The organism is Lysinibacillus sp. FSL P2-0066 (assembly GCF_037969495.1).
Lineage (GTDB): Bacteria > Bacillota > Bacilli > Bacillales_A > Planococcaceae > Lysinibacillus > Lysinibacillus boronitolerans.
The window spans coordinates 154,460-172,100 of the sequence record NZ_CP150202.1; the positions used below are offsets into that span (position 1 = coordinate 154,460).

The following is a 17,641-nucleotide window of genomic DNA, read 5'->3' on the forward strand; positions in this document are numbered from 1 at the left end:
GGTGATCTGTATGATGGAGGAATTAGCAAAAGTTCCATGGGCAGTAATAGCACCGCTCATCATCGTTCAAATTATTTTGATGATTGTAGCACTTATTGATTTACGAAAAATTCATGCAACAAACGGCCCTAAAATTCTTTGGGTGTTTATTATTCTTTTTGCTAATCTATTTGGATCAATTGCGTACTTTATAGTGGGGAGAAAGCAGTCATGACAACTTTACTTCAAGTTATAGGTTTGACCAAGCAATTTGCAGAGCACAAAGTTGTAGATGCTATTCATTTTAACTTAGAGGAAAAAACTTCTACGGCTTTAATTGGTCCAAATGGAGCTGGCAAGACAACCACTTTATCTATGTTAACGGGGCTTTTAAGACCGACTGCTGGAAATGTAAAGATGCTAGGTAATGATTTACGTTCGAATATAGGTTTTTTACCCCAATATCCACAATTTCATCCTTGGTTAACTGCGTTAGAGTTTACAGAAATGGCTGCAAAATTGAATGGTGTAGCAGCCAAAAAGGCTAAATTAGAAGCACAAAAAACCTTAGAATTTGTAGGGTTAGGGGACGTCCAACATAAAAAAATAGCCTCTTTTTCAGGTGGAATGAAGCAGCGACTAGGTATTTCCCAAGCAATAGTGCATAAGCCTAAATTACTGCTATTAGACGAACCTGTTTCAGCATTAGATCCAGTTGGCCGTAGAGAAGTACTTGATTTATTAAAAGGACTACAGCAAGAGACGACTATTTTATACTCAACGCATATTTTAAATGATGCTGAAGAAATGACAGATCAACTATTATTCTTGCAAAATGGAAAACTCGTAGAACAGGGAACATTACGTGAGGTAAGGCAACGTTTTGATAAGCAAAATTATGTCATTGAGTTTAGTAGTGAAGAAGAGGCTAAGCTTTTTGCAAATCCATCTAATCATGTAATCGGTTGTTATGTCTATATTGAGATAGTGAATGAGGAGCCAACGATGAAGAAGTTGCTTCAACGATTAAGTGAATGTCCGTATACAATTAGAAAGGTAGAGCGACAGACAGCATCTTTGGAAGAAATTTTCATGAAGGTGGCGAAAAAGGCATGAGAGGATTCAATGTACTTCTGCAAAAGGAATTTAGAGAAGCGTGGCGGAGTTGGAAGTTTCTATGGATTCCTCTAGTGTTTGCTCTGCTTGGAATGAGTGATCCACTAACAAACTACTATATGATGGATATTTTAAATGCTGTTGGAAATGTTCCAGAGGGCTTTGAAATGTTGATGCCAGAATTAATGCCACTGGATTTAATTCAAGCTTCTATCGGGCAATTTCAAACAATTGGCTTGTTGGTGATGATGGCTTCGTTTGTAGGAGCTGTCAGTAAGGAACGTGCTAATGGTATGGCAACATTACTATATGCTAGGCCTATATCATTTGGCGCATATTTTTTGAGTAAATTTGTTGTTATGAGCACCATTTGTTTTGTTAGTATTTTAGCTGGGTTTGCTGCAAGTGTCTATTATACAAGTATTCTATACGGAACGTTGGATATTGGTGCACTGTTAGTAAGCTTTTCTACGTACTATATTTGGTTGCTATTTGTGATAGCTGTTACATTAATGATGAGTGCCAGTTTTAAAACAGTTATTGCTACTACATGTGCATTTACAGTGATTTTTGTTGGGCAAATCATCGATATGATTATAGGAATCTTTTGGACGGTATCACCCTGGAAGCTAGCAAGCTACGGAATTGCAAAATTTCGAGGAACAATAGAGATGTCAGATTACTGGTGGAGCTTAATAATTACGCTAGCATTGACAATTATCTGCATCGGCATTGGTATCGTGATGATGAAAAGAAATGCGTCTATGATAAAAATCTGAAGAGAGAACGGTAAAAACCAACTTATAATGGATTTTTACCGTTTTTTTTGTTTTAAATCATCCCACCATTTATAAGTAAAATCAATCCCACAAAGAACATAACCCAAGAAAGGGTTGAACTTGTTCTTTGATCAAAGAGCGTTTGAATTTTTCTTAAAGGCTTATTCATAAATCGGCGGAATAATAAATGGAAGCATAAAAGGATAATTCCTGGTGCAATCATTATCAAATTGTAACCAGCTAATATTGGTAACCATTCATAAAACTCTATTTGATTACTCGTTAAAATACCTATTGCTGCGAAATAAGGAAGAGCGGTTGCAACTTCTAAAATAGAAGTTGTGAAACCTAAAGCTACCATAGAGCTTACATGTAAAGATTTTGGTTTAGGTGCTCCATTTGTCTTTCTCTTTGGTACTAACCAACTGCCAATAAATAAAGCTGCCCCCACAATGGTCATGATTAATCGAGCTGAGTAGCTATCTAGCAAATTAGAAATTGGATTGAATATGACCCCTAGACCTAACATTAAAAAAATCCCAGTACTAAAGTAAAACAAGGCTACAGTCATTAAATAGGTTAATAAAAGGCGGATTTGCTGTTTTTTAGCCACAAGCAATACATAGACGGATACTCCAATAATAGAAGGACTAAACATGTCTAACAATGCTAAGGCACCAATCACAAGCATTATTTCTATGTTCATGGTTGTGACCTTCCTAACACCTGTTTTTTTGTTTCATAAACATGAAAAGCCTGCTCTATAAAGTGTAGAAATTCTTCCTCTAAAGGATAAAAACCCATTTGTTCAGATTTGTGTGCGGATTTTCTTATTGTCCACATCTTCTCTAAAAACTCATCATTTCCGTTATATTCTATTTCAGCCTTTTCCATCATTCGTTTGATAATAATCTGCACGGAATCAGCTTCAGGGCTTTCCTTATGAAGCTGCTTTAACTGACCTAATAAACCAATCCATTCTAAAGAATTAGGATCATTTTGATTTAAATTGGGTAATTTCTGAAAAAGCTCCATTTCGGCAGCTACAAAAATCTGTTGGCGGAAGGCTTGCTTATTATCTCGTTCTTGATTTGAAAGCTTAATGTACTTTTGGATAAGGGACTCTGTCAACCCACCTTCGATAGACGAAGCATTCTTTAATCCAAGAATAGTGTTCTTCATTTGCTGTAGTTTCTTTTGCTCTTCTGCTACAAAAGCTAACTGATGGTCTAAACTTGCTTCCCAGTTCCATGAATTATTGATAAGCGTCTGAATTTCTTTCAACTTGAAGCCCAATGCCTTTAAAAAAACAATTTGTTGTAACATTTTGAGCTCATTCTCACCATAAATTCTGTGTCCTCCCTCAGTCTTTGCTATAGGAAGTAACAAGCCGATCTCCTCGTAATAACGCAATGTTCGAACAGAAATGCCAGTTTGTTTTGATACATTGTGAATCGTAAGCAACGTAATCATTCCTCCTCTCTGTTAATGACATTATATTAAATGACGTAACGTCACTTTCAAGCGGAATTGTAAAACTACTTTCTTGGAATCTCTATAACTTAGGAATATAATGGGTGTGTAACTCGAAATTTGTCAAATAACTCGGAAAATATATAGACTACTATAGAAAGAGGGGACATGAAATTGGGAACTGAGAATTCCGATCGTTTCCTGACAGCGTTTAATCGAATAGATCATAGACTACGAGATATTGTAGGTGCTAAGGATTTTATGCCTTTTTATCGGCTGATTGATCAAGCAAAGAAAAAGGATGTCTTGGTGAAGAAATATGAAGATGATCTCCGCTCATATGCAGACTTACGAAATGCGATTGTGCATCATCGTACATCATTACATTATGTGATTGCAGAGCCACATACTGATGTTGTAGAACGAATTGAATACATAGATGCTACCCTTGCTAAGCCGACGCTTGTAGGGCAAATGTTCCGTAAAAGAGTATTGATTTTTCAAGAAAATGATTCTTTAAAACATGTTTTAAAAGTGATACGTCAGCGCAAATATACACAATTTCCTGTTTATTATAATAAGCAGTTTAAGGGGCTAATCACAACAGTAGGAATCACAAATTGGCTTGCGTCAAAGATGGGTGGGGATCATCTACCGAAAAGAATTCCAACCCTGCATGATATCTTATTGCATGAGAAAAATAGCGTGAATTACAAATTTGTCAGTAGAACGATATCCATTTATGAGGCTGAGGAAATATTTAAACAAGGAGTCGAAAGAGGGAGACGCTTTGAGGCATTATTAATAACGGAGCATGGTCAACCACATCAAAAATTACTCGGTATTATTACACCATTAGATATTGTCAAAATTGATTAATAAAAAACGAGACTAGACAAGCAATTAAGGGCTTGAATGTCTCGCTTTATCTTTTAAGCTGATGTACAAGGAACCATTTGTTTGGACTTGAGCAAAATAAACTTCTTCTACAGACTGCACATTTTGCTTTTTTAATTTCTTCATTACCCAGTCTTCTGTCAGCTCAAGTTCAACAATATTTTCGGTAATAAGTTGACCATCAGAAATAACTTCGGTAGGAAGATAGGTAGGTGGTGTTACATCTGCTTTAACATCCTGCTTTGTAGCCACTTGTTCAGAGGTTTTTTGTAGCACACTGAGTTTCCCATTCGTTTCTAGTAAGGCATACTCAACGTCCTGTACGGAGAAAATAGCTTGTTCACGAAGCATCATTGTAAGCTCATCTAGATGAAGACGATTTTTTTGTAGGGCTGATTCTAATATAAGACCCTTTTGAATCACAATCGTTGGCTTATCATCAATGAGAACGCGGGCCTTTTTAGATTTAATCGTAATAACGGTCATTAAATACGTTAAAGCACTCCACCAAACGAGGGAAATCATACCATCCAAAAAGGGTGTTTCTTCCTGAGAGGCAATCTCTGAAGCAATCGACCCAAATGTAATACCTGTAATGTAATGGAAAAATGTTAACTGGCCTAATTGTTTTTTTCCAAGTATACGTGCCAGAATTAGTAAGGCAAAAAACGAAAGTGTTGTTCGTAGAATCATTTCCCAAAAGTGAGCATGAATAAAACTTTCCATGCATATATCAACTCCTTTTACAGCTGTCGAACTATAGCTTGTGCAAAAAGGTCGATAGTATGCGACAATCATGTTTAAACAAAATAAGAGTGAGGTGGCAACATGAATAAACATTTAAATGTAACCAATCCAATCTATCCAATAATGATTGCAATCGGTGTTGCTCACCTAATTAATGATACGATGCAAGCTGTTATCCCAGCGATGTTTCCGATATTTAAGAGTGAATTAGGATTGACCTTTACACAAATTGGAATGATTTCTTTTGTATTAAATATATTTGCTTCTGCATTGCAGCCTGCGGTAGGCTTTATCAGTGATAAAAAACCAATGCCTTATGCTTTACCTATCGGTATGATTAGTTCATTTATAGGGATTGCTATTATAGCGTTCACAACGCAGTATTGGATTATTATTATTGCGGTATTATTTATAGGCTTCGGGTCAGCTATTTTTCACCCTGAGGGATCGAGAGTTTCCTTTATGGCAGCTGGATCTAAACGAGGACTTGCGCAGTCTATTTATCAAGTGGGGGGAAATTCAGGGCAAGCACTAGCACCATTAATTAGTGCTTACATCTTTGATATTTTAGGGCAACGTGGGGCTGCGATCATATTAGTCATTGCAACGTTTGGTATTATTTTATTAAGTAAAATTGCTACATGGTATAAAAAACAATTGGAGCAGGAGCGTGCAACTAAGAAAAAGCGTGTACTCGTCTCAACATTGCCTCCATTAACAAAGAAACAAGTAGGAATCGCATTAACATTATTATTTACAATTATTTTTGCACGATCATTTTATACAACAAATATAACAAGTTTTTATGTGTTTTATCTAATGGATCACTATGAGGTCAGCCTTCGACTAGGGCAAATATTAATATTCACCTTCATGGCATTTGGTGTAGTAGGTACCTTTTTTGGAGGTTCTTTATCAGACCGTATTGGTAGGAAAAATGTCATTATCCTTTCTGTAGTAGGCCCTATGCCATTTTGTTTAGCATTGCCATATGTACCATTATGGGCCGCTATGCTATTTTTAGTTATTATCGGTACGTTGATTATGATTAGCTTCTCCGTAACGGTGGTCTATGCGCAAGAGTTAGTCCCAACAAAAATTGGCACAATGGCTGGTTTAACTACGGGCTTTGCATTTGGTATGGGCGCAATAGGGGCAATGGTTATCGGCGTTTTAATGGATCATAAAGGCATTGATTTTACAATGATTGTCGTTTCATTATTACCGTTATTATTACTAGTTGCCTTCTTCTTACCGAAGGATAAACCTGCTTCAGCTGCTGTCTAATAAAAAAACGCGTAGATACGCGTTTTTTTTATTGTCTTAATGGAGCTAAAAATTCTGCTGGCAGTTTCTCCTGATCAATTACATAGCCCTCTGAAATATGAACTTCATGCATTTTATCGTTGTAAGTAAATTTAAAGATGCCGTTGTCAAAATCTGTGCCAATTTCTTTGAAGAATATACCTTCAATCGATACATACTTAGGACATGTAAATGCTACTTTAAAGTTCTCCTGTTCTTTAATTAAGTAAGCACGTACTCCTTTTTCATAGGTTTCTTTTGCATCATCGTCTGTTGGGCGTTGAACAGCTACAATATGAAAATCAACAAAAGGAACTTCTTTTAACAGTACGTTTAGGAACGAACCTTTCGTGATTTCCTCCCAACGGCTTTGTGCGCTTTGCCCAACGATAATTTGCGAAATACTATAATTCTTTGCGACCTCTGCAATAACTTTTTGTATGGGGCGTTTTTCATTATCTTGCAAAATAAATTTTTCAACCTCAAGCTCATCTGATAACTTTTTCCATTGCTCTATATAACTAGATTTTTCTGCGTCAAATGCATCAAGGGGTTGCGAATCGACTGAAAGAATATAGAGTGGGCAATCAAGCATTGTGGCCATCTTATGACCACGACGAATCAAACGTTCGCCATTTAAGCCGTAATAAACACAAACTAATATACTTTCATCTAAACGCCCTTTTACATGCTTCATAAAAAATGTACACCTCTTATCTGTTGGTATTTTGTTAATTTCACTGTTGATTTTGAAAAAATTATCCTAAAACAGCTAAAATCGATGCTGTTACAGTGCATTATGCTCATTTATATTGTATACTTAAAAATGTATAAAAGTTAACGAAAATGTATTGGAAAACCCTTGAAGGATTAAGCTTAAATCGATAATTAGAGATTATTTAATTTATGCATTCTGTGCATCTATGCTAATTTGCTTTCATATGCCACACTATTATGCAGTGAGTTAAATAGATAGTCAAGTGTCTTCATTATGCTGATATTAACTGAGTTGTAACTGTATAAATTATCTGATTTTCCACAAGTTATTTAGGCTTGCATCGGGTTAGAAGTGACTAAATAACTAAAATAACCGTTTTTATAAACAATTAGGCACTTTAATACCCCACCACATTCCATTAATAAATTTCAAGAATACATCTAATATGTTCCTTAGCTTGAACAAATTTCTAAAGTCTTAGCACTTTACATGCCCATCACCACAAAAATTTGCTAGATGATTTAGATAGTAGGAGGTTTTCATTTGGTCACAGTTCTCATTGCGATACTTTTGCCATTTGTTTGTGCTGCTCTAATTCCATTGCTTTACAGGCGACTAAGGCGTGTCACACATCTTGGCTGGTTTGTTTTATCTGTTCCATTCATCTTGTTTCTTTTACTCGCTCGCTATATTCCTCAATTAGCCGAGGGTAAAACCTTTATTCATACATATGAGTGGATTCCCTCTTTTAATATAAATTTCACCACTTACCTAGATGGACTCAGTATGATTTTTGGTCTGCTGATTACAGGTGTAGGTAGTTTAGTCATTTTATATTCTATTTTTTATTTATCAACGAAAGAATCTCTTCATCATTTTTACTGCTATTTATTACTATTCATGGGCGCTATGCTTGGCGTTGTTTTTTCAGATAACCTAATGGTATTATACACATTTTGGGAATTAACGAGTGTGTCATCATTCCTATTAATCGCATTTTGGCATCATAGAAAGGCTTCTCGGGCAGGTGCTAAAAAAGCGATGATGATTACCGTCTTTGGCGGACTCTCAATGCTTGCGGGTTTCTTAATGCTCTATGTAGCTTCTCATACATTTAGTATTCGTGAAATTGTAGCTAATGTAGAGGTTATACGAGATCATACCTTATTTACGCCAGCGCTTATTCTAATTTTACTAGGGGCTTTTACAAAATCTGCACAATTTCCATTCCACATTTGGTTGCCTGATGCTATGGAGGCCCCAACACCTGTTAGTGCTTACTTACATTCCGCAACAATGGTGAAGGCAGGCATTTATTTAGTTGCTCGTTTTTCACCGGTTTTTGGAGGAGAGGCAGTATGGTTCTGGCTAGTTAGTGTTATCGGCCTAGTTACATTATTCTGGGGCTCCTTTAATGCTGTCCGTCAGACGGATTTAAAAGCATTATTAGCCTTTTCAACAGTGAGTCAGCTTGGTTTAATTATGAGTCTCTTTGGTCTTGGGTCTGTTGGTCATTATTATGGCTATGAGGAAAACTCAATTCTTTACACCCAAGCAAGCTTTGCAGCGCTATTTCACCTTGTGAATCATTCGACCTTTAAAGGAGCTTTATTCATGATGGTTGGAATTGTCGATCATGAAGTAGGTACCCGTGATATTCGTCGTTTAGGTGGCTTAATGTCTTTCATGCCTATCACTTTTACAATTGCTGTGATTGGTAGCTTCTCAATGGCAGGACTGCCACCATTTAATGGCTTTTTAAGTAAGGAAATGTTTTTTGCAGCAGTATTGGCTATTCGTGATGTAGAAGCATTCTCTATTGCTGATATAGGGTTATTTTTCCCAATCGTAGCATGGGTGGCAAGTATCTTTACCTTTGTCTATAGTTTGATTTTAATTAGTCGTACATTTTTGGGTAAACTACAGCCAGAGAAGATTGATAAAAAACCACACGAAGCTCCTCTTGGCATGTTAATATCGCCAATTATTTTATGCTTGTTGGTAGTTGGTATCTTTTTCTTCCCTAATATATTAGGTCATTATATTTTAGAGCCTGCTATGGCTAGTATTTATCCAACATTCCCAACTACAAGTGAGTTAACACCACATATTCATGCATGGCATGGCATCAATGCAGAGTTATTGATGACAGTAGGTGTCATTATTATTGGAATTATCTTATTTAAAACATTAAAAAGCTGGAAGCCACTTTATCGTCTATTTTCACAAAAGTATACGTTTAATACGTATTACAATCGAATGATAGAGATGAGTGAAAATGGCTCACAGAAGCTTACCAATAAATATATGACAGGTAATTTAACACATTATTTTGTCTATATATATGTATTTTTTGTTGCACTTATCGCTGGTTATTTTGTTTGGTCAGATGCCATGACCTTTAATTTTGACAAAGATTCCGCTATAGAATCCTACGAGTTAATCCTTGTGTTTGTCATGATCTTCGCTGCTGTTTGGATGATTTTCGCAAAGGGTCGGGTGACAGCCATGTTGCTAAATGGTGTACTAGGCTATTCTATTGCTTTCTTCTTTGTTATTTTCCGTGCACCAGACCTAGCTTTAACACAATTAGTTGTTGAATCAGTCACAACAGCTTTATTCCTTTTATGTTTTAAATATTTGCCAGATTTAATGCCAGAGCTACCACGTAAAAGGGTTCAATGGTCAAAAGCATTGATTTCTATTTTTGTTGGTGCAACTGTAACTATTGTTGGTTTAGCCGTCGTACACTATGATCGCTTTGAACCAGTGGCTACTTACTTCAATGATGCCTATGAATTGGCTGGCGGTTCCAACATCGTTAATACAATACTAGGGGATTTCCGTGCTTTTGATACGATGCTAGAGGTTGTTGTTCTTCTAATTGCTGGCTTAGGGGTCTATGCCCTGACAAAGCTTAAGCCACGAAAGGAGGAAGCAGATCATGAAAATTAATGATGTGATTTTAAGAACCGTCACCAAAGCCGTTGTGTTCATTATTTTAACACTCGGCGTGTATTTATTCTTTGCTGGGCATCATGCTCCTGGTGGTGGCTTTATAGGTGGTCTGGTGTTAGCCTCAGGCATTGTTTTGTTATATCTAGCCTATGATATTGAAACTGTTCATAAAGGGATGCCTTTCGACTTCAAAAAAGTTGCAGCTCTTGGTGTATTGCTAGCAACTGGAACAGCAATAGGTTCGTTGTTTTTTGATGTCCCATTTTTAACACAAGCACATACGTATATAGATGTTCCTATCTTTGGGAAAATGGGCTTTTCAACTGTCACTATTTTTGAAGCAGGTGTGGCTTTAACAGTGGTGGGGGTTGTTGTAACAATTATTTTAAGTATAAGTGAGGATGAGTAGCCAATGGAGTCTTTAATACTTGTTTTAGTAGGTATATTAGTAGCTGTTGCGACGTACTTAATCCTCTCGAAGCAGTTATTGCGTGTTATTTTAGGCACCGCTGTTTTATCTCATGCTGCCCACTTATTGATTCTGACTATGGGAGGTCTAAAAAAAGGGGATGTACCGTTATTAGGAGAATCAGAGGGACCATATACAGATGCATTACCTCAAGCATTAATATTAACAGCGATTGTGATTAGCTTTGCTGTCACGGCCTTTGTTCTCGTTTTAGGGTATCGTGCGTACAAAACAAATGGTTCAGGGAATTTTGATGAATTGAGAGGTACACCTGATGAGTAATATGATTGTTTTACCATTAATTGTACCGGTAATTACGGCTATTTTACTGGTGTTTTTAAAAGAGCATGTGACGCTACAACGCATCATCAGCTTATTGACATTGAGCTTTATTATTATCATTAGCGTCATTTTATTAGTAGAGATTCAAGAGCAGGGAGTGATGCGCATTGATTTTAGTGGATGGGCACCACCATTTGGAATCTCATTTGTAGCCGATTCCTTTGCGACATTATTAGTGTTAGCTGCAAATATTGTAGCCCTCATTTGTATGCTATATGCAATTTTTACAATGGAGCTAAGATATGAAAAAATGTATTTTTATCCATTTACGCTGCTGATGATAGCAGGTGTCAATGGCTCATTTTTGACGGGCGATATTTTTAACTTATTTGTATGTTTTGAAGTAATGTTGCTTGCTTCCTACGCACTGATCAGTCTAGGTGGTGAAAAAATTCAGCTACGTGAAGCATTAAAATATGTGCTCATCAACATTGTTGCCTCTTGGATTTTCTTGGTGGCACTCGCTTTTCTGTATGGAACAGTAGGCACATTAAATATGGCCCATATATCCATTCGTGTAATGGAGGCAGGAGCTAATCCGCTTATTACAACAGTGGCGCTTATCTTCTTAATCGTCTTTAGCTTGAAGGCTGGACTTTTATTATTCTTCTGGTTACCAGGCTCGTACAGCGTACCACCAACTGCCATTGCAGCTTTATTTGCTGCTTTATTAACAAAGGTAGGGATGTATGCACTTGTACGTACTTTTACGCTGTTGTTCCCTAATAATCCTGAAGTCACACACACAGCACTTGGCATCATGGCGGGAATTACAATTATTGCAGGTTGTATCGGTGCACTTTCTGGTCGTGATGTTAGAACAATAGCCTCCTACAATGTGCTAATTGGCGTTGGTTTTATAATAATTGGGCTAGCGGTAGGCACTGAGTCAGCCTTACAAGGTGTTATCTATTATCTAATGCACGATATGGTAGCGAAGGCTATGTTGTTTTTAGCTGTTGGTATGATGATATATGTCACTGGGGAAACAGTAATTGATAAAATGAGTGGACTTATTCGTAATTATCCCTTTTTTGGATGGTTGTTTTTTATAGCGATGTGTTCACTAGCTGGTATACCACCATTAAGTGGCTTTTTAGGAAAGGTTTTAATCGGGCAAGGTGCGATAGAGGGTGGCCATTTTGTTCTATTAGGACTAGGTTTTTTCTCTAGTTTAATTGTTTTATATTCACTACTACGGATATTTCTTTCTTCCTTTTTTGGTGAAACCATTATTAGCTTAGAGGATGAAAAACCGTTACCTAAACGTATATTGTTGCCATTAACATTACTGGCTGTTTGCACAATTGGTTTAGGTATTGGGGCAGAAAAACTGGCACCATTTGTCACAGATGCAGCTGAAACACTTTATACACCATCTATTTATATTGATGCAGTTTTAGATGGCCAACAATGGCAAGGTGAGGTGAATAAATAATGGCGATGCAGTTTATTTTAAATTTATTTATCGCAGCACTTTGGTTACTTCTACAGGATGAAGTGACACCACAATTTTCAACATTTTTAATGGGCTTTGTTGTAGGTATGGGTATTCTATATGCGATGCATCGCTTTTATGGTACTCAATTTTACATGCGAAGAGTCTTTTCCATCATCAAGTTATTATGGCTGTTTAACTGGGAGCTATTTTTATCAAGCTATAGTGTATTAAGACAAATCACTACACCTAAGCTAAATATTACACCTGGTATTTTCACCTATAAAACTGTATTAAAGGGTGATTGGGAGATTACAGCTCTTGCTTTACTGCTAACATTAACACCTGGCTCTGTCGTCATGGAGGTATCGGAAGAGGGAGATGTCTTTTATATCCATGCTATGGACATAGAGCAGTCTAAGGATGCCGTTATACGATCGATTGGAAAATTTGAACAAGCAATAATGGAGGTGACACGCTAATGATTAACAATATCTTACTTCTTGCACTTGCTTTCTTTAGTATTTCAATTGCGCTGTCGTTATATCGTGTTATCTGCGGCCCATCAATGCCTGATCGAGCAATAGCTCTCGATACAATTGGTGTTAATTTATTATCGGCTATTGCGATTGTCTCTATTATATTGAAGACTAAAGCATATTTAGAAGCTATCCTTATTTTAGGTATTTTAGCGTTTATCGGAACGATTGCATTTACAAAATATATAGAAAGAGGTGTGATTGTTGAACGTAAATCAAATGATTGAATGGGCAGCAGTTATCCTTATTCTTATAGGTTCCATAGTGAGTGTTATTAGCGCATTTGGAATGATTCGCTTACCAGATGTCTATACACGATCACATGCTGCAACGAAAAGCTCTACATTATCCGTTTTAACCTGTTTGTTAGGAGCGTTTATCTATTTCTGGGTGCATGACGGTTTTGTTAGTGTACGGCTTATTTTAGGTATTCTTTTTGTCTTTGTGACAGCACCAGTCGCAGGGCATTTAATTTGTCGTGCAGCCTATCGTTCTCGCGTTCCATTAGCGAAGGGCTCTGGGGAAGATGAATTAAAATCAAAATTGTTCCCTGAAGAACATACGGTTAAATAGAAGGAGGACTGTTTGCCCGAAAGCAAACAGTCTTTTTAGTGCAAAAAAAAATGAAAAAGTTGAATTGCAAAATGGATCAATAGATTGTTCAAAGAGAGTGGTGAAATCCCTGCACGAGAGATGAGAGAGCAGTGGCTTGAAGGTAGTAAACATTGGACAAGTCTTAACATTCAAGTGGAGTTTAAATAAGTGAAAGGGAAGTTGAGCGGTTTAATCAACTTCCCTTTCAAATTATGCTTGAAAAACTAATTGATACCCAGAGCCTCTTACCATAACTATTTTAGCTGTGTGACCTGGAATGGTTTCAAGTTTTTTTCTTAAATTGCTGATATGAACTCGTAAGGCTTGTGTTTGCCCAAAGCTATCCTCTTCCCAAATAAGTCGATACAGCTCATCAGCTGGAAAGGCTTGATTGCAATGCTGTGCTAAAAAGAATAAAATTTGGAACTCCTTTGTTGATAAAGTTAATACAGTATCACCGATTGAAACCTTTCCTGAGTGTATATGAAAGTGTAATGTATGAATAATTTTGGTTCCTTCATTTACAGAAGCATGATCAACATGTTGTATCAACTTTTTATGCTCCCTTCGTTCAAGTAGTCGCTCAATTGTTTTTAAGAGTCGGTTTTGGTCAATGGGCTTTAAAATATAATCTATAGCCTGTACATTAAAGGCTTCTAAAGCATAATTTTCGTACGCTGTAACAAAGACAATATCTATATAGCTTGAGACATCTTCTATTTTAGAAGCAAATTCAAGACCTGTCATTTCAGCCATTTCAATGTCTAAAAATAAAATATCAGGTTTTAATATATCAATATTTACGAGGCCATCCTTTGGATTCTGGAAGGTTCCAATAATCTCAATAGAGCCACTTGCCTTTAGCATGGATTCTAATAAACGAATGGCTAAAATTTCATCATCTATAATAATTGCTTTTAACAAGCTGCTCACATCCTCTAAATAGTGATTATTGGAAATCTTATTTCCACAGTCGTTCCTTTGTTTTCGAGGCTATCAAAATGGATAGTAGCGTTATCGAATTTTTTTAATCTTTTAGAAATATTTAGAATGCCAATGCCTTGACTAGCTGTTTTTTCACCATTTTGAATTTGCCTTAAAAGCTCTGAAGATATACCAATGCCGTTGTCTATCAGTTGGAAAATCACCTTATGCTCTTCCTGCCTTATAACTAATTGTAGCTTGCTACGCTCTTTCCTTACTTTCAAACCATGAAGAAGAGCATTCTCTACTAGAGGCTGAAGTAGTAAAGGAGGAATAAGGCATTGGATAGGCTCATCCATGCAAATATTAAATTCTAATTGCTCAGGATATCTAGTGCGATGAATATTTACATATGCCTCAATAAGACTAAGCTCCTTTTCCAAAGGAACAAGACTGTTGGCATTTTCAAAGGCAAAACTGTTACGTAAAAATGTAGCAAAATCTGTAATCATTGCCCTTGATTTGTCTAAGTCTAAATAGCTTAGGGATAGAATGGAATTTAAGACATTATAAATAAAATGCGGTTTAATTTGTGCTTGTAAAAACGCGGTTTCCATTTTCACAGCTATTTCTGCGGACTCCTTCAATAAAAGAAGATTGCGAACCCTTGTCTTAAGCTCGGTAGCATCCAAAGGTTTATGTAAAAAATCATTTGCCCCAGATTGAAAGGCTGCAATCATATCCTCTGGGCGAATCGCCGCAGTCAACATTAGAATAGGTAGCTCTGTAGACGTGTAATTTTGTCTAACCTGTTGACAAATCTCATAGCCAGAAATAGTGGGCATCATAATATCCAAAATTAATAAATCAATACTAGGTTGCTGTGTAAGGTACTCAAAAACATGGTGTCCATTATCAATTGCTATAATGGAATAGTTTTCTTGTGTCAATATATCTATTAGCACCTTTAAATTAACAGCATCGTCATCCACAATAAGAATTTTTTTCTTTCCTATTTGTTCAACAATATGTGGGAATGTTAGGAAAGGATGTTGGTATGTTTGGATTGGCATTGATGGTAATTCCTCATTTGTCGGCTGTGCTTTTCGTAATTTAATTGAAAAGGTTGCACCTTGTCCGACAATTGAATCCACAAATATTTTCCCACCCTGCCGCTCAACAAGCTCCTTTGTAATATGTAAACCTAATCCACTGCCACCGATTGAATAATTGAATTGTTGGAATGATTAAAAATAGTTTTTAAATTTTCTGGCGCGATTCCACAGCCGGTATCCTTAATTTCAATTACTAAGAATGACTGTTTCTCATAACAAGTTATATCAATTTTTCCTTCATTTGTATACTTCAATGCATTATGAATTAAATTATATAAAATTTGGCGAAGACGATTTTCATCTGCTTGGACAAAGGTTCCCCTCTCAATGTGATTGTAGATTTTGACATTCTTGCTAATGGTATAGGAGAGTACTTCTACAGTCATATGTGTAATGGCATATAAATCAACAGAAGTCATCCGCAATGTTAATTCATTCTCCTTCAGCTTTGAAAAATCAAGTAAATCATTGACTAAATAGGAGAGACGTTCAGCAATATTAAAAATAAGGGATACTTTTTCCTTTTGTTCGTCCGCTGAGATAGGTAAACTATTATCCTTCAGCATAGATTGTGAAATGCCTATAATGCCATGTAAAGGGGTCTGGAATTCATGAGATGTTTTAGCGAGAAACTCATCCTTTAATTTATCTACACGTATAAGTGCCTCTGTTAGCTTGCCTTTTTCTAAATAAGAATCTGCAAAACGATGAGAAATATATAGGGAAAGCATTGTTAGGCAAATAAATGGCAACAACGGTGGTAGAGCACTCAGTTCAAGATTAATATTTGTATTTAACGTCGCAACGATAAAATAAAGCAAAATGGCTAGGGAGCTTAAAGTTAAATACATTACACCAGTTGCACGTCGGTAAATTGCTATAATTTGCACATAGAAAATATAAACAATATTTGCGAATACATACAATGAATTGATATTTTGAAATAGTGAATTAATTGATGTTGGAAGCAATGCAACAAGCATAAGAAGAGTACCTATTGCGCAAAACACTTTCACAACCAAACGATTCATATATTTGATTAAAGCACGGTAAAAATACAACAATATAAAAAGACCTACAGCTATACTAGAGATCATTTGTATTTTCTGAAATGGAGCGTAGGGCATATTTATCAAGGCTAGTAAAAATTTTTCGCCGTGTGTGAGAGTGTAGAGCCCACTTGCGAAACAAAATAAAGAGAAGTAAAGCTGCTCTATCCCAAATTTTGAATAAAGATAAGAGCCAAAAAAGTAGATAAACATTGTTAAAAAACCTGCTAAGGTAATTAAATCGTAGAAGAGGGCACCCTCTCGAAGCTTTGCAATACTTGATTGATCCCCTAAAAAAATGGAGCTAATAATTCCTCCTCCCGGTGCATAATCGAAATTTGCTACATGTACAATCAATTCAAGTTCTTTTTTATCAGGCGAAAAATAAGCAGTATACGGGGTATTGTGAGGTATATAGCTGCTATCCTCAGCTGGCTCTCCACTATGGCCAACTCGCTTTCCGTTAATATACAATGCGTTCGACATTCGGATATTACTCGTTTTAATCCCTAAAATATCTTCGGTATCATCGATTAAAACCTTGAGTCGATAAGTTCCACTTTCAAATACAGGTATTTGTTTCCCATCAATTGTATATTTTGTCCAAGCTGAAGGGACATCAACAAGATAGCTTTGATAAGCATCAAAGGCTTCACCATCCACTAATTGATTCGGGATAAATGCCCACTCCCCATCTAATTTGATAGGCGTATTATCGTGAAATGTATGATGACGTAAATCCATCACACCTTTAATCGCTTGCGGCCCATGCGACTTAGGTTGAGTTAAGAAAAAGGTAATGCCTGCTATCAGCATTGAACCAATAATAATTGCGAACAACAACGATAATTTTTTCATCGTAAAAATCCCTTTCAAATGATTTATATGGATTATACAAGATAACTTACGCCATTAATATAAAATTCCTACTAACGATAAGATCTAAATATTGTGAGCTTAAATGATGATGATCAATCTCTATCTCTGAACTGTTGAAATTAAGTTGTTTTTATAATGGAGGAATAAATAACGATAAAACGGAAAATAGTAAAGTTACTTTATAAAATAAATGAAAACAAAAATAAATTGACTTATCAGAAAATTATGTATATAATATTTGGCTGAAAATTTTTTAGTTTATCTTGATTATTATTTCAAAAGAGTATATCTTAATTAGCAGATAGATTTTTTATTCTTCA

The 17,641-nt window shown here is 36.2% G+C and carries 19 protein-coding genes and 1 pseudogene; 12 read left to right on the plus strand and 8 right to left on the minus strand.

The window, feature by feature from the left end:
- Positions 1 to 10: 10 nt before the first annotated feature.
- From MKZ14_RS00800 to MKZ14_RS00810, 3 genes are read left to right on the plus strand one after another with little or no spacing between them, the layout of a single operon-like run.
- Entirely contained in the window at positions 11 to 214 is a 204-nt protein-coding gene (locus tag MKZ14_RS00800; protein ID WP_081010918.1) for a PLD nuclease N-terminal domain-containing protein, read from the plus strand.
- Positions 211 to 1,095: an ABC transporter ATP-binding protein gene (locus MKZ14_RS00805; protein WP_339280563.1), complete on the plus strand. Its 885-nt coding sequence runs from the start codon at positions 211 to 213 to the stop codon at positions 1,093 to 1,095. The genes MKZ14_RS00800 and MKZ14_RS00805 overlap by 4 nt, the downstream gene beginning before the upstream one ends.
- Positions 1,092 to 1,874, plus strand: a complete 783-nt coding sequence (locus MKZ14_RS00810; RefSeq protein ID WP_339280564.1) for an ABC transporter permease subunit — start codon at positions 1,092 to 1,094, stop codon at positions 1,872 to 1,874. Before MKZ14_RS00805 ends, MKZ14_RS00810 begins: the two co-directional genes overlap by 4 nt.
- A gap of 52 nt (positions 1,875 to 1,926) precedes the next feature.
- On the opposite strand, the gene MKZ14_RS00815 is transcribed toward MKZ14_RS00810, so the two are convergent.
- Together MKZ14_RS00815 and MKZ14_RS00820 are read right to left on the minus strand one after the other, a co-directional pair.
- Positions 1,927 to 2,580, minus strand: coding sequence for a GAP family protein (locus tag MKZ14_RS00815; protein WP_036075315.1), 654 nt, complete (start codon positions 2,578 to 2,580; stop codon positions 1,927 to 1,929).
- On the minus strand, positions 2,577 to 3,347 hold the full coding sequence (locus MKZ14_RS00820; RefSeq protein WP_339280565.1) for a MerR family transcriptional regulator: 771 nt from the start codon (positions 3,345 to 3,347) through the stop codon (positions 2,577 to 2,579). Before MKZ14_RS00820 ends, MKZ14_RS00815 begins: the two co-directional genes overlap by 4 nt.
- A 168-nt stretch (positions 3,348 to 3,515) precedes the next feature.
- On the opposite strand from MKZ14_RS00820, the gene MKZ14_RS00825 reads away from it, so the two are divergent.
- Positions 3,516 to 4,226, plus strand: a complete 711-nt coding sequence (locus MKZ14_RS00825; RefSeq protein ID WP_339280566.1) for a CBS domain-containing protein — start codon at positions 3,516 to 3,518, stop codon at positions 4,224 to 4,226.
- Positions 4,227 to 4,250: 24 nt separating this feature from the next.
- Here MKZ14_RS00825 and MKZ14_RS00830 read toward each other — a convergent pair whose 3' ends face one another.
- Positions 4,251 to 4,970 carry a DUF421 domain-containing protein gene (locus MKZ14_RS00830; protein WP_339280567.1) on the minus strand — a complete coding sequence of 240 codons (720 nt, stop codon included), beginning with the start codon at positions 4,968 to 4,970 and terminating at the stop codon, positions 4,251 to 4,253.
- 102 nt (positions 4,971 to 5,072) lie between these two features.
- On the opposite strand from MKZ14_RS00830, the gene MKZ14_RS00835 reads away from it, so the two are divergent.
- The gene (locus tag MKZ14_RS00835) at positions 5,073 to 6,278 is read left to right on the plus strand and encodes an MFS transporter (protein ID WP_339280568.1); all 1,206 of its coding nucleotides are present in this window, start codon (positions 5,073 to 5,075) and stop codon (positions 6,276 to 6,278) included.
- A gap of 28 nt (positions 6,279 to 6,306) precedes the next feature.
- Here MKZ14_RS00835 and MKZ14_RS00840 read toward each other — a convergent pair whose 3' ends face one another.
- Complete coding sequence (locus MKZ14_RS00840) at positions 6,307 to 6,993, minus strand: histidine kinase (protein ID WP_333006320.1); 687 nt, start codon at positions 6,991 to 6,993, stop codon at positions 6,307 to 6,309.
- 564 nt (positions 6,994 to 7,557) lie between these two features.
- Between MKZ14_RS00840 and MKZ14_RS00845 the strand changes: the two genes are divergently transcribed.
- The 7 genes from MKZ14_RS00845 to MKZ14_RS00875 are packed head-to-tail and all read left to right on the plus strand — an operon-like array spanning position 7,558 to position 13,333.
- Positions 7,558 to 9,969 carry a Na+/H+ antiporter subunit A gene (locus MKZ14_RS00845; protein ID WP_048395768.1) on the plus strand — a complete coding sequence of 804 codons (2,412 nt, stop codon included), beginning with the start codon at positions 7,558 to 7,560 and terminating at the stop codon, positions 9,967 to 9,969.
- Entirely contained in the window at positions 9,959 to 10,381 is a 423-nt protein-coding gene (locus MKZ14_RS00850) for a Na(+)/H(+) antiporter subunit B (protein WP_004233141.1), read from the plus strand. The genes MKZ14_RS00845 and MKZ14_RS00850 overlap by 11 nt, the downstream gene beginning before the upstream one ends.
- Before the next feature lie 3 nt (positions 10,382 to 10,384).
- Positions 10,385 to 10,723, plus strand: a complete 339-nt coding sequence (locus tag MKZ14_RS00855; RefSeq protein WP_004233143.1) for a Na(+)/H(+) antiporter subunit C — start codon at positions 10,385 to 10,387, stop codon at positions 10,721 to 10,723.
- Entirely contained in the window at positions 10,716 to 12,221 is a 1,506-nt protein-coding gene (locus tag MKZ14_RS00860; RefSeq protein ID WP_312124582.1) for a Na+/H+ antiporter subunit D, read from the plus strand. The genes MKZ14_RS00855 and MKZ14_RS00860 overlap by 8 nt, the downstream gene beginning before the upstream one ends.
- Positions 12,221 to 12,703 (plus strand): Na+/H+ antiporter subunit E, encoded by a 483-nt coding sequence (locus tag MKZ14_RS00865; RefSeq protein ID WP_016992398.1) that lies wholly within the window; start codon positions 12,221 to 12,223, stop codon positions 12,701 to 12,703. Before MKZ14_RS00860 ends, MKZ14_RS00865 begins: the two co-directional genes overlap by 1 nt.
- Positions 12,703 to 12,987, plus strand: coding sequence for a Na(+)/H(+) antiporter subunit F1 (locus MKZ14_RS00870; protein ID WP_313870890.1), 285 nt, complete (start codon positions 12,703 to 12,705; stop codon positions 12,985 to 12,987). The genes MKZ14_RS00865 and MKZ14_RS00870 overlap by 1 nt, the downstream gene beginning before the upstream one ends.
- On the plus strand, positions 12,965 to 13,333 hold the full coding sequence (locus MKZ14_RS00875) for a Na+/H+ antiporter subunit G (protein ID WP_016992397.1): 369 nt from the start codon (positions 12,965 to 12,967) through the stop codon (positions 13,331 to 13,333). The genes MKZ14_RS00870 and MKZ14_RS00875 overlap by 23 nt, the downstream gene beginning before the upstream one ends.
- A 231-nt stretch (positions 13,334 to 13,564) precedes the next feature.
- Here the strand turns inward: MKZ14_RS00875 and MKZ14_RS00880 are convergent, their stop codons facing one another.
- The 4 genes and pseudogenes from MKZ14_RS00880 to MKZ14_RS00895 all read right to left on the minus strand — a co-directional run bounded on the left by MKZ14_RS00880 (position 13,565) and on the right by MKZ14_RS00895 (position 17,300).
- The gene (locus MKZ14_RS00880; RefSeq protein WP_333006322.1) at positions 13,565 to 14,278 is read right to left on the minus strand and encodes a DNA-binding response regulator; all 714 of its coding nucleotides are present in this window, start codon (positions 14,276 to 14,278) and stop codon (positions 13,565 to 13,567) included.
- 14 nt (positions 14,279 to 14,292) lie between these two features.
- Positions 14,293 to 15,432, minus strand: coding sequence for a response regulator (locus MKZ14_RS00885; RefSeq protein ID WP_333006323.1), 1,140 nt, complete (start codon positions 15,430 to 15,432; stop codon positions 14,293 to 14,295).
- Positions 15,433 to 15,438: 6 nt separating this feature from the next.
- Positions 15,439 to 15,501 (minus strand): annotated as a pseudogene (locus MKZ14_RS00890) (hypothetical protein); the annotation flags it as partial.
- The gene (locus MKZ14_RS00895) at positions 15,483 to 17,300 is read right to left on the minus strand and encodes a sensor histidine kinase (RefSeq protein ID WP_333006324.1); all 1,818 of its coding nucleotides are present in this window, start codon (positions 17,298 to 17,300) and stop codon (positions 15,483 to 15,485) included. The pseudogene MKZ14_RS00890 and the gene MKZ14_RS00895, both read right to left, overlap by 19 nt.
- Between the last annotated feature and the right edge of the window lie 341 nt (positions 17,301 to 17,641).

Bases quoted from the DNA above. Each gene is read 5' to 3' on its own strand.
- MKZ14_RS00810 (WP_339280564.1), top strand. From the start codon at position 1,092: ATGAGAGGATTCAATGTACTTCTGCAAAAGGAATTTAGAGAAGCGTGG.
- MKZ14_RS00895 (WP_333006324.1), bottom strand. From the start codon at position 17,300: ATGAAAAAATTATCGTTGTTGTTCGCAATTATTATTGGTTCAATGCTG.
- MKZ14_RS00870 (WP_313870890.1), top strand. From the start codon at position 12,703: ATGATTAACAATATCTTACTTCTTGCACTTGCTTTCTTTAGTATTTCA.
- MKZ14_RS00815 (WP_036075315.1), bottom strand. From the start codon at position 2,580: ATGAACATAGAAATAATGCTTGTGATTGGTGCCTTAGCATTGTTAGAC.
- MKZ14_RS00830 (WP_339280567.1), bottom strand. From the start codon at position 4,970: ATGGAAAGTTTTATTCATGCTCACTTTTGGGAAATGATTCTACGAACA.
- MKZ14_RS00855 (WP_004233143.1), top strand. From the start codon at position 10,385: ATGGAGTCTTTAATACTTGTTTTAGTAGGTATATTAGTAGCTGTTGCG.
- MKZ14_RS00840 (WP_333006320.1), bottom strand. From the start codon at position 6,993: ATGAAGCATGTAAAAGGGCGTTTAGATGAAAGTATATTAGTTTGTGTT.
- MKZ14_RS00835 (WP_339280568.1), top strand. From the start codon at position 5,073: ATGAATAAACATTTAAATGTAACCAATCCAATCTATCCAATAATGATT.
- MKZ14_RS00805 (WP_339280563.1), top strand. From the start codon at position 211: ATGACAACTTTACTTCAAGTTATAGGTTTGACCAAGCAATTTGCAGAG.
- MKZ14_RS00850 (WP_004233141.1), top strand. From the start codon at position 9,959: ATGAAAATTAATGATGTGATTTTAAGAACCGTCACCAAAGCCGTTGTG.
- MKZ14_RS00860 (WP_312124582.1), top strand. From the start codon at position 10,716: ATGAGTAATATGATTGTTTTACCATTAATTGTACCGGTAATTACGGCT.
- MKZ14_RS00800 (WP_081010918.1), top strand. From the start codon at position 11: ATGATGGAGGAATTAGCAAAAGTTCCATGGGCAGTAATAGCACCGCTC.
- MKZ14_RS00825 (WP_339280566.1), top strand. From the start codon at position 3,516: ATGAAATTGGGAACTGAGAATTCCGATCGTTTCCTGACAGCGTTTAAT.
- MKZ14_RS00865 (WP_016992398.1), top strand. From the start codon at position 12,221: ATGGCGATGCAGTTTATTTTAAATTTATTTATCGCAGCACTTTGGTTA.
- MKZ14_RS00820 (WP_339280565.1), bottom strand. From the start codon at position 3,347: ATGATTACGTTGCTTACGATTCACAATGTATCAAAACAAACTGGCATT.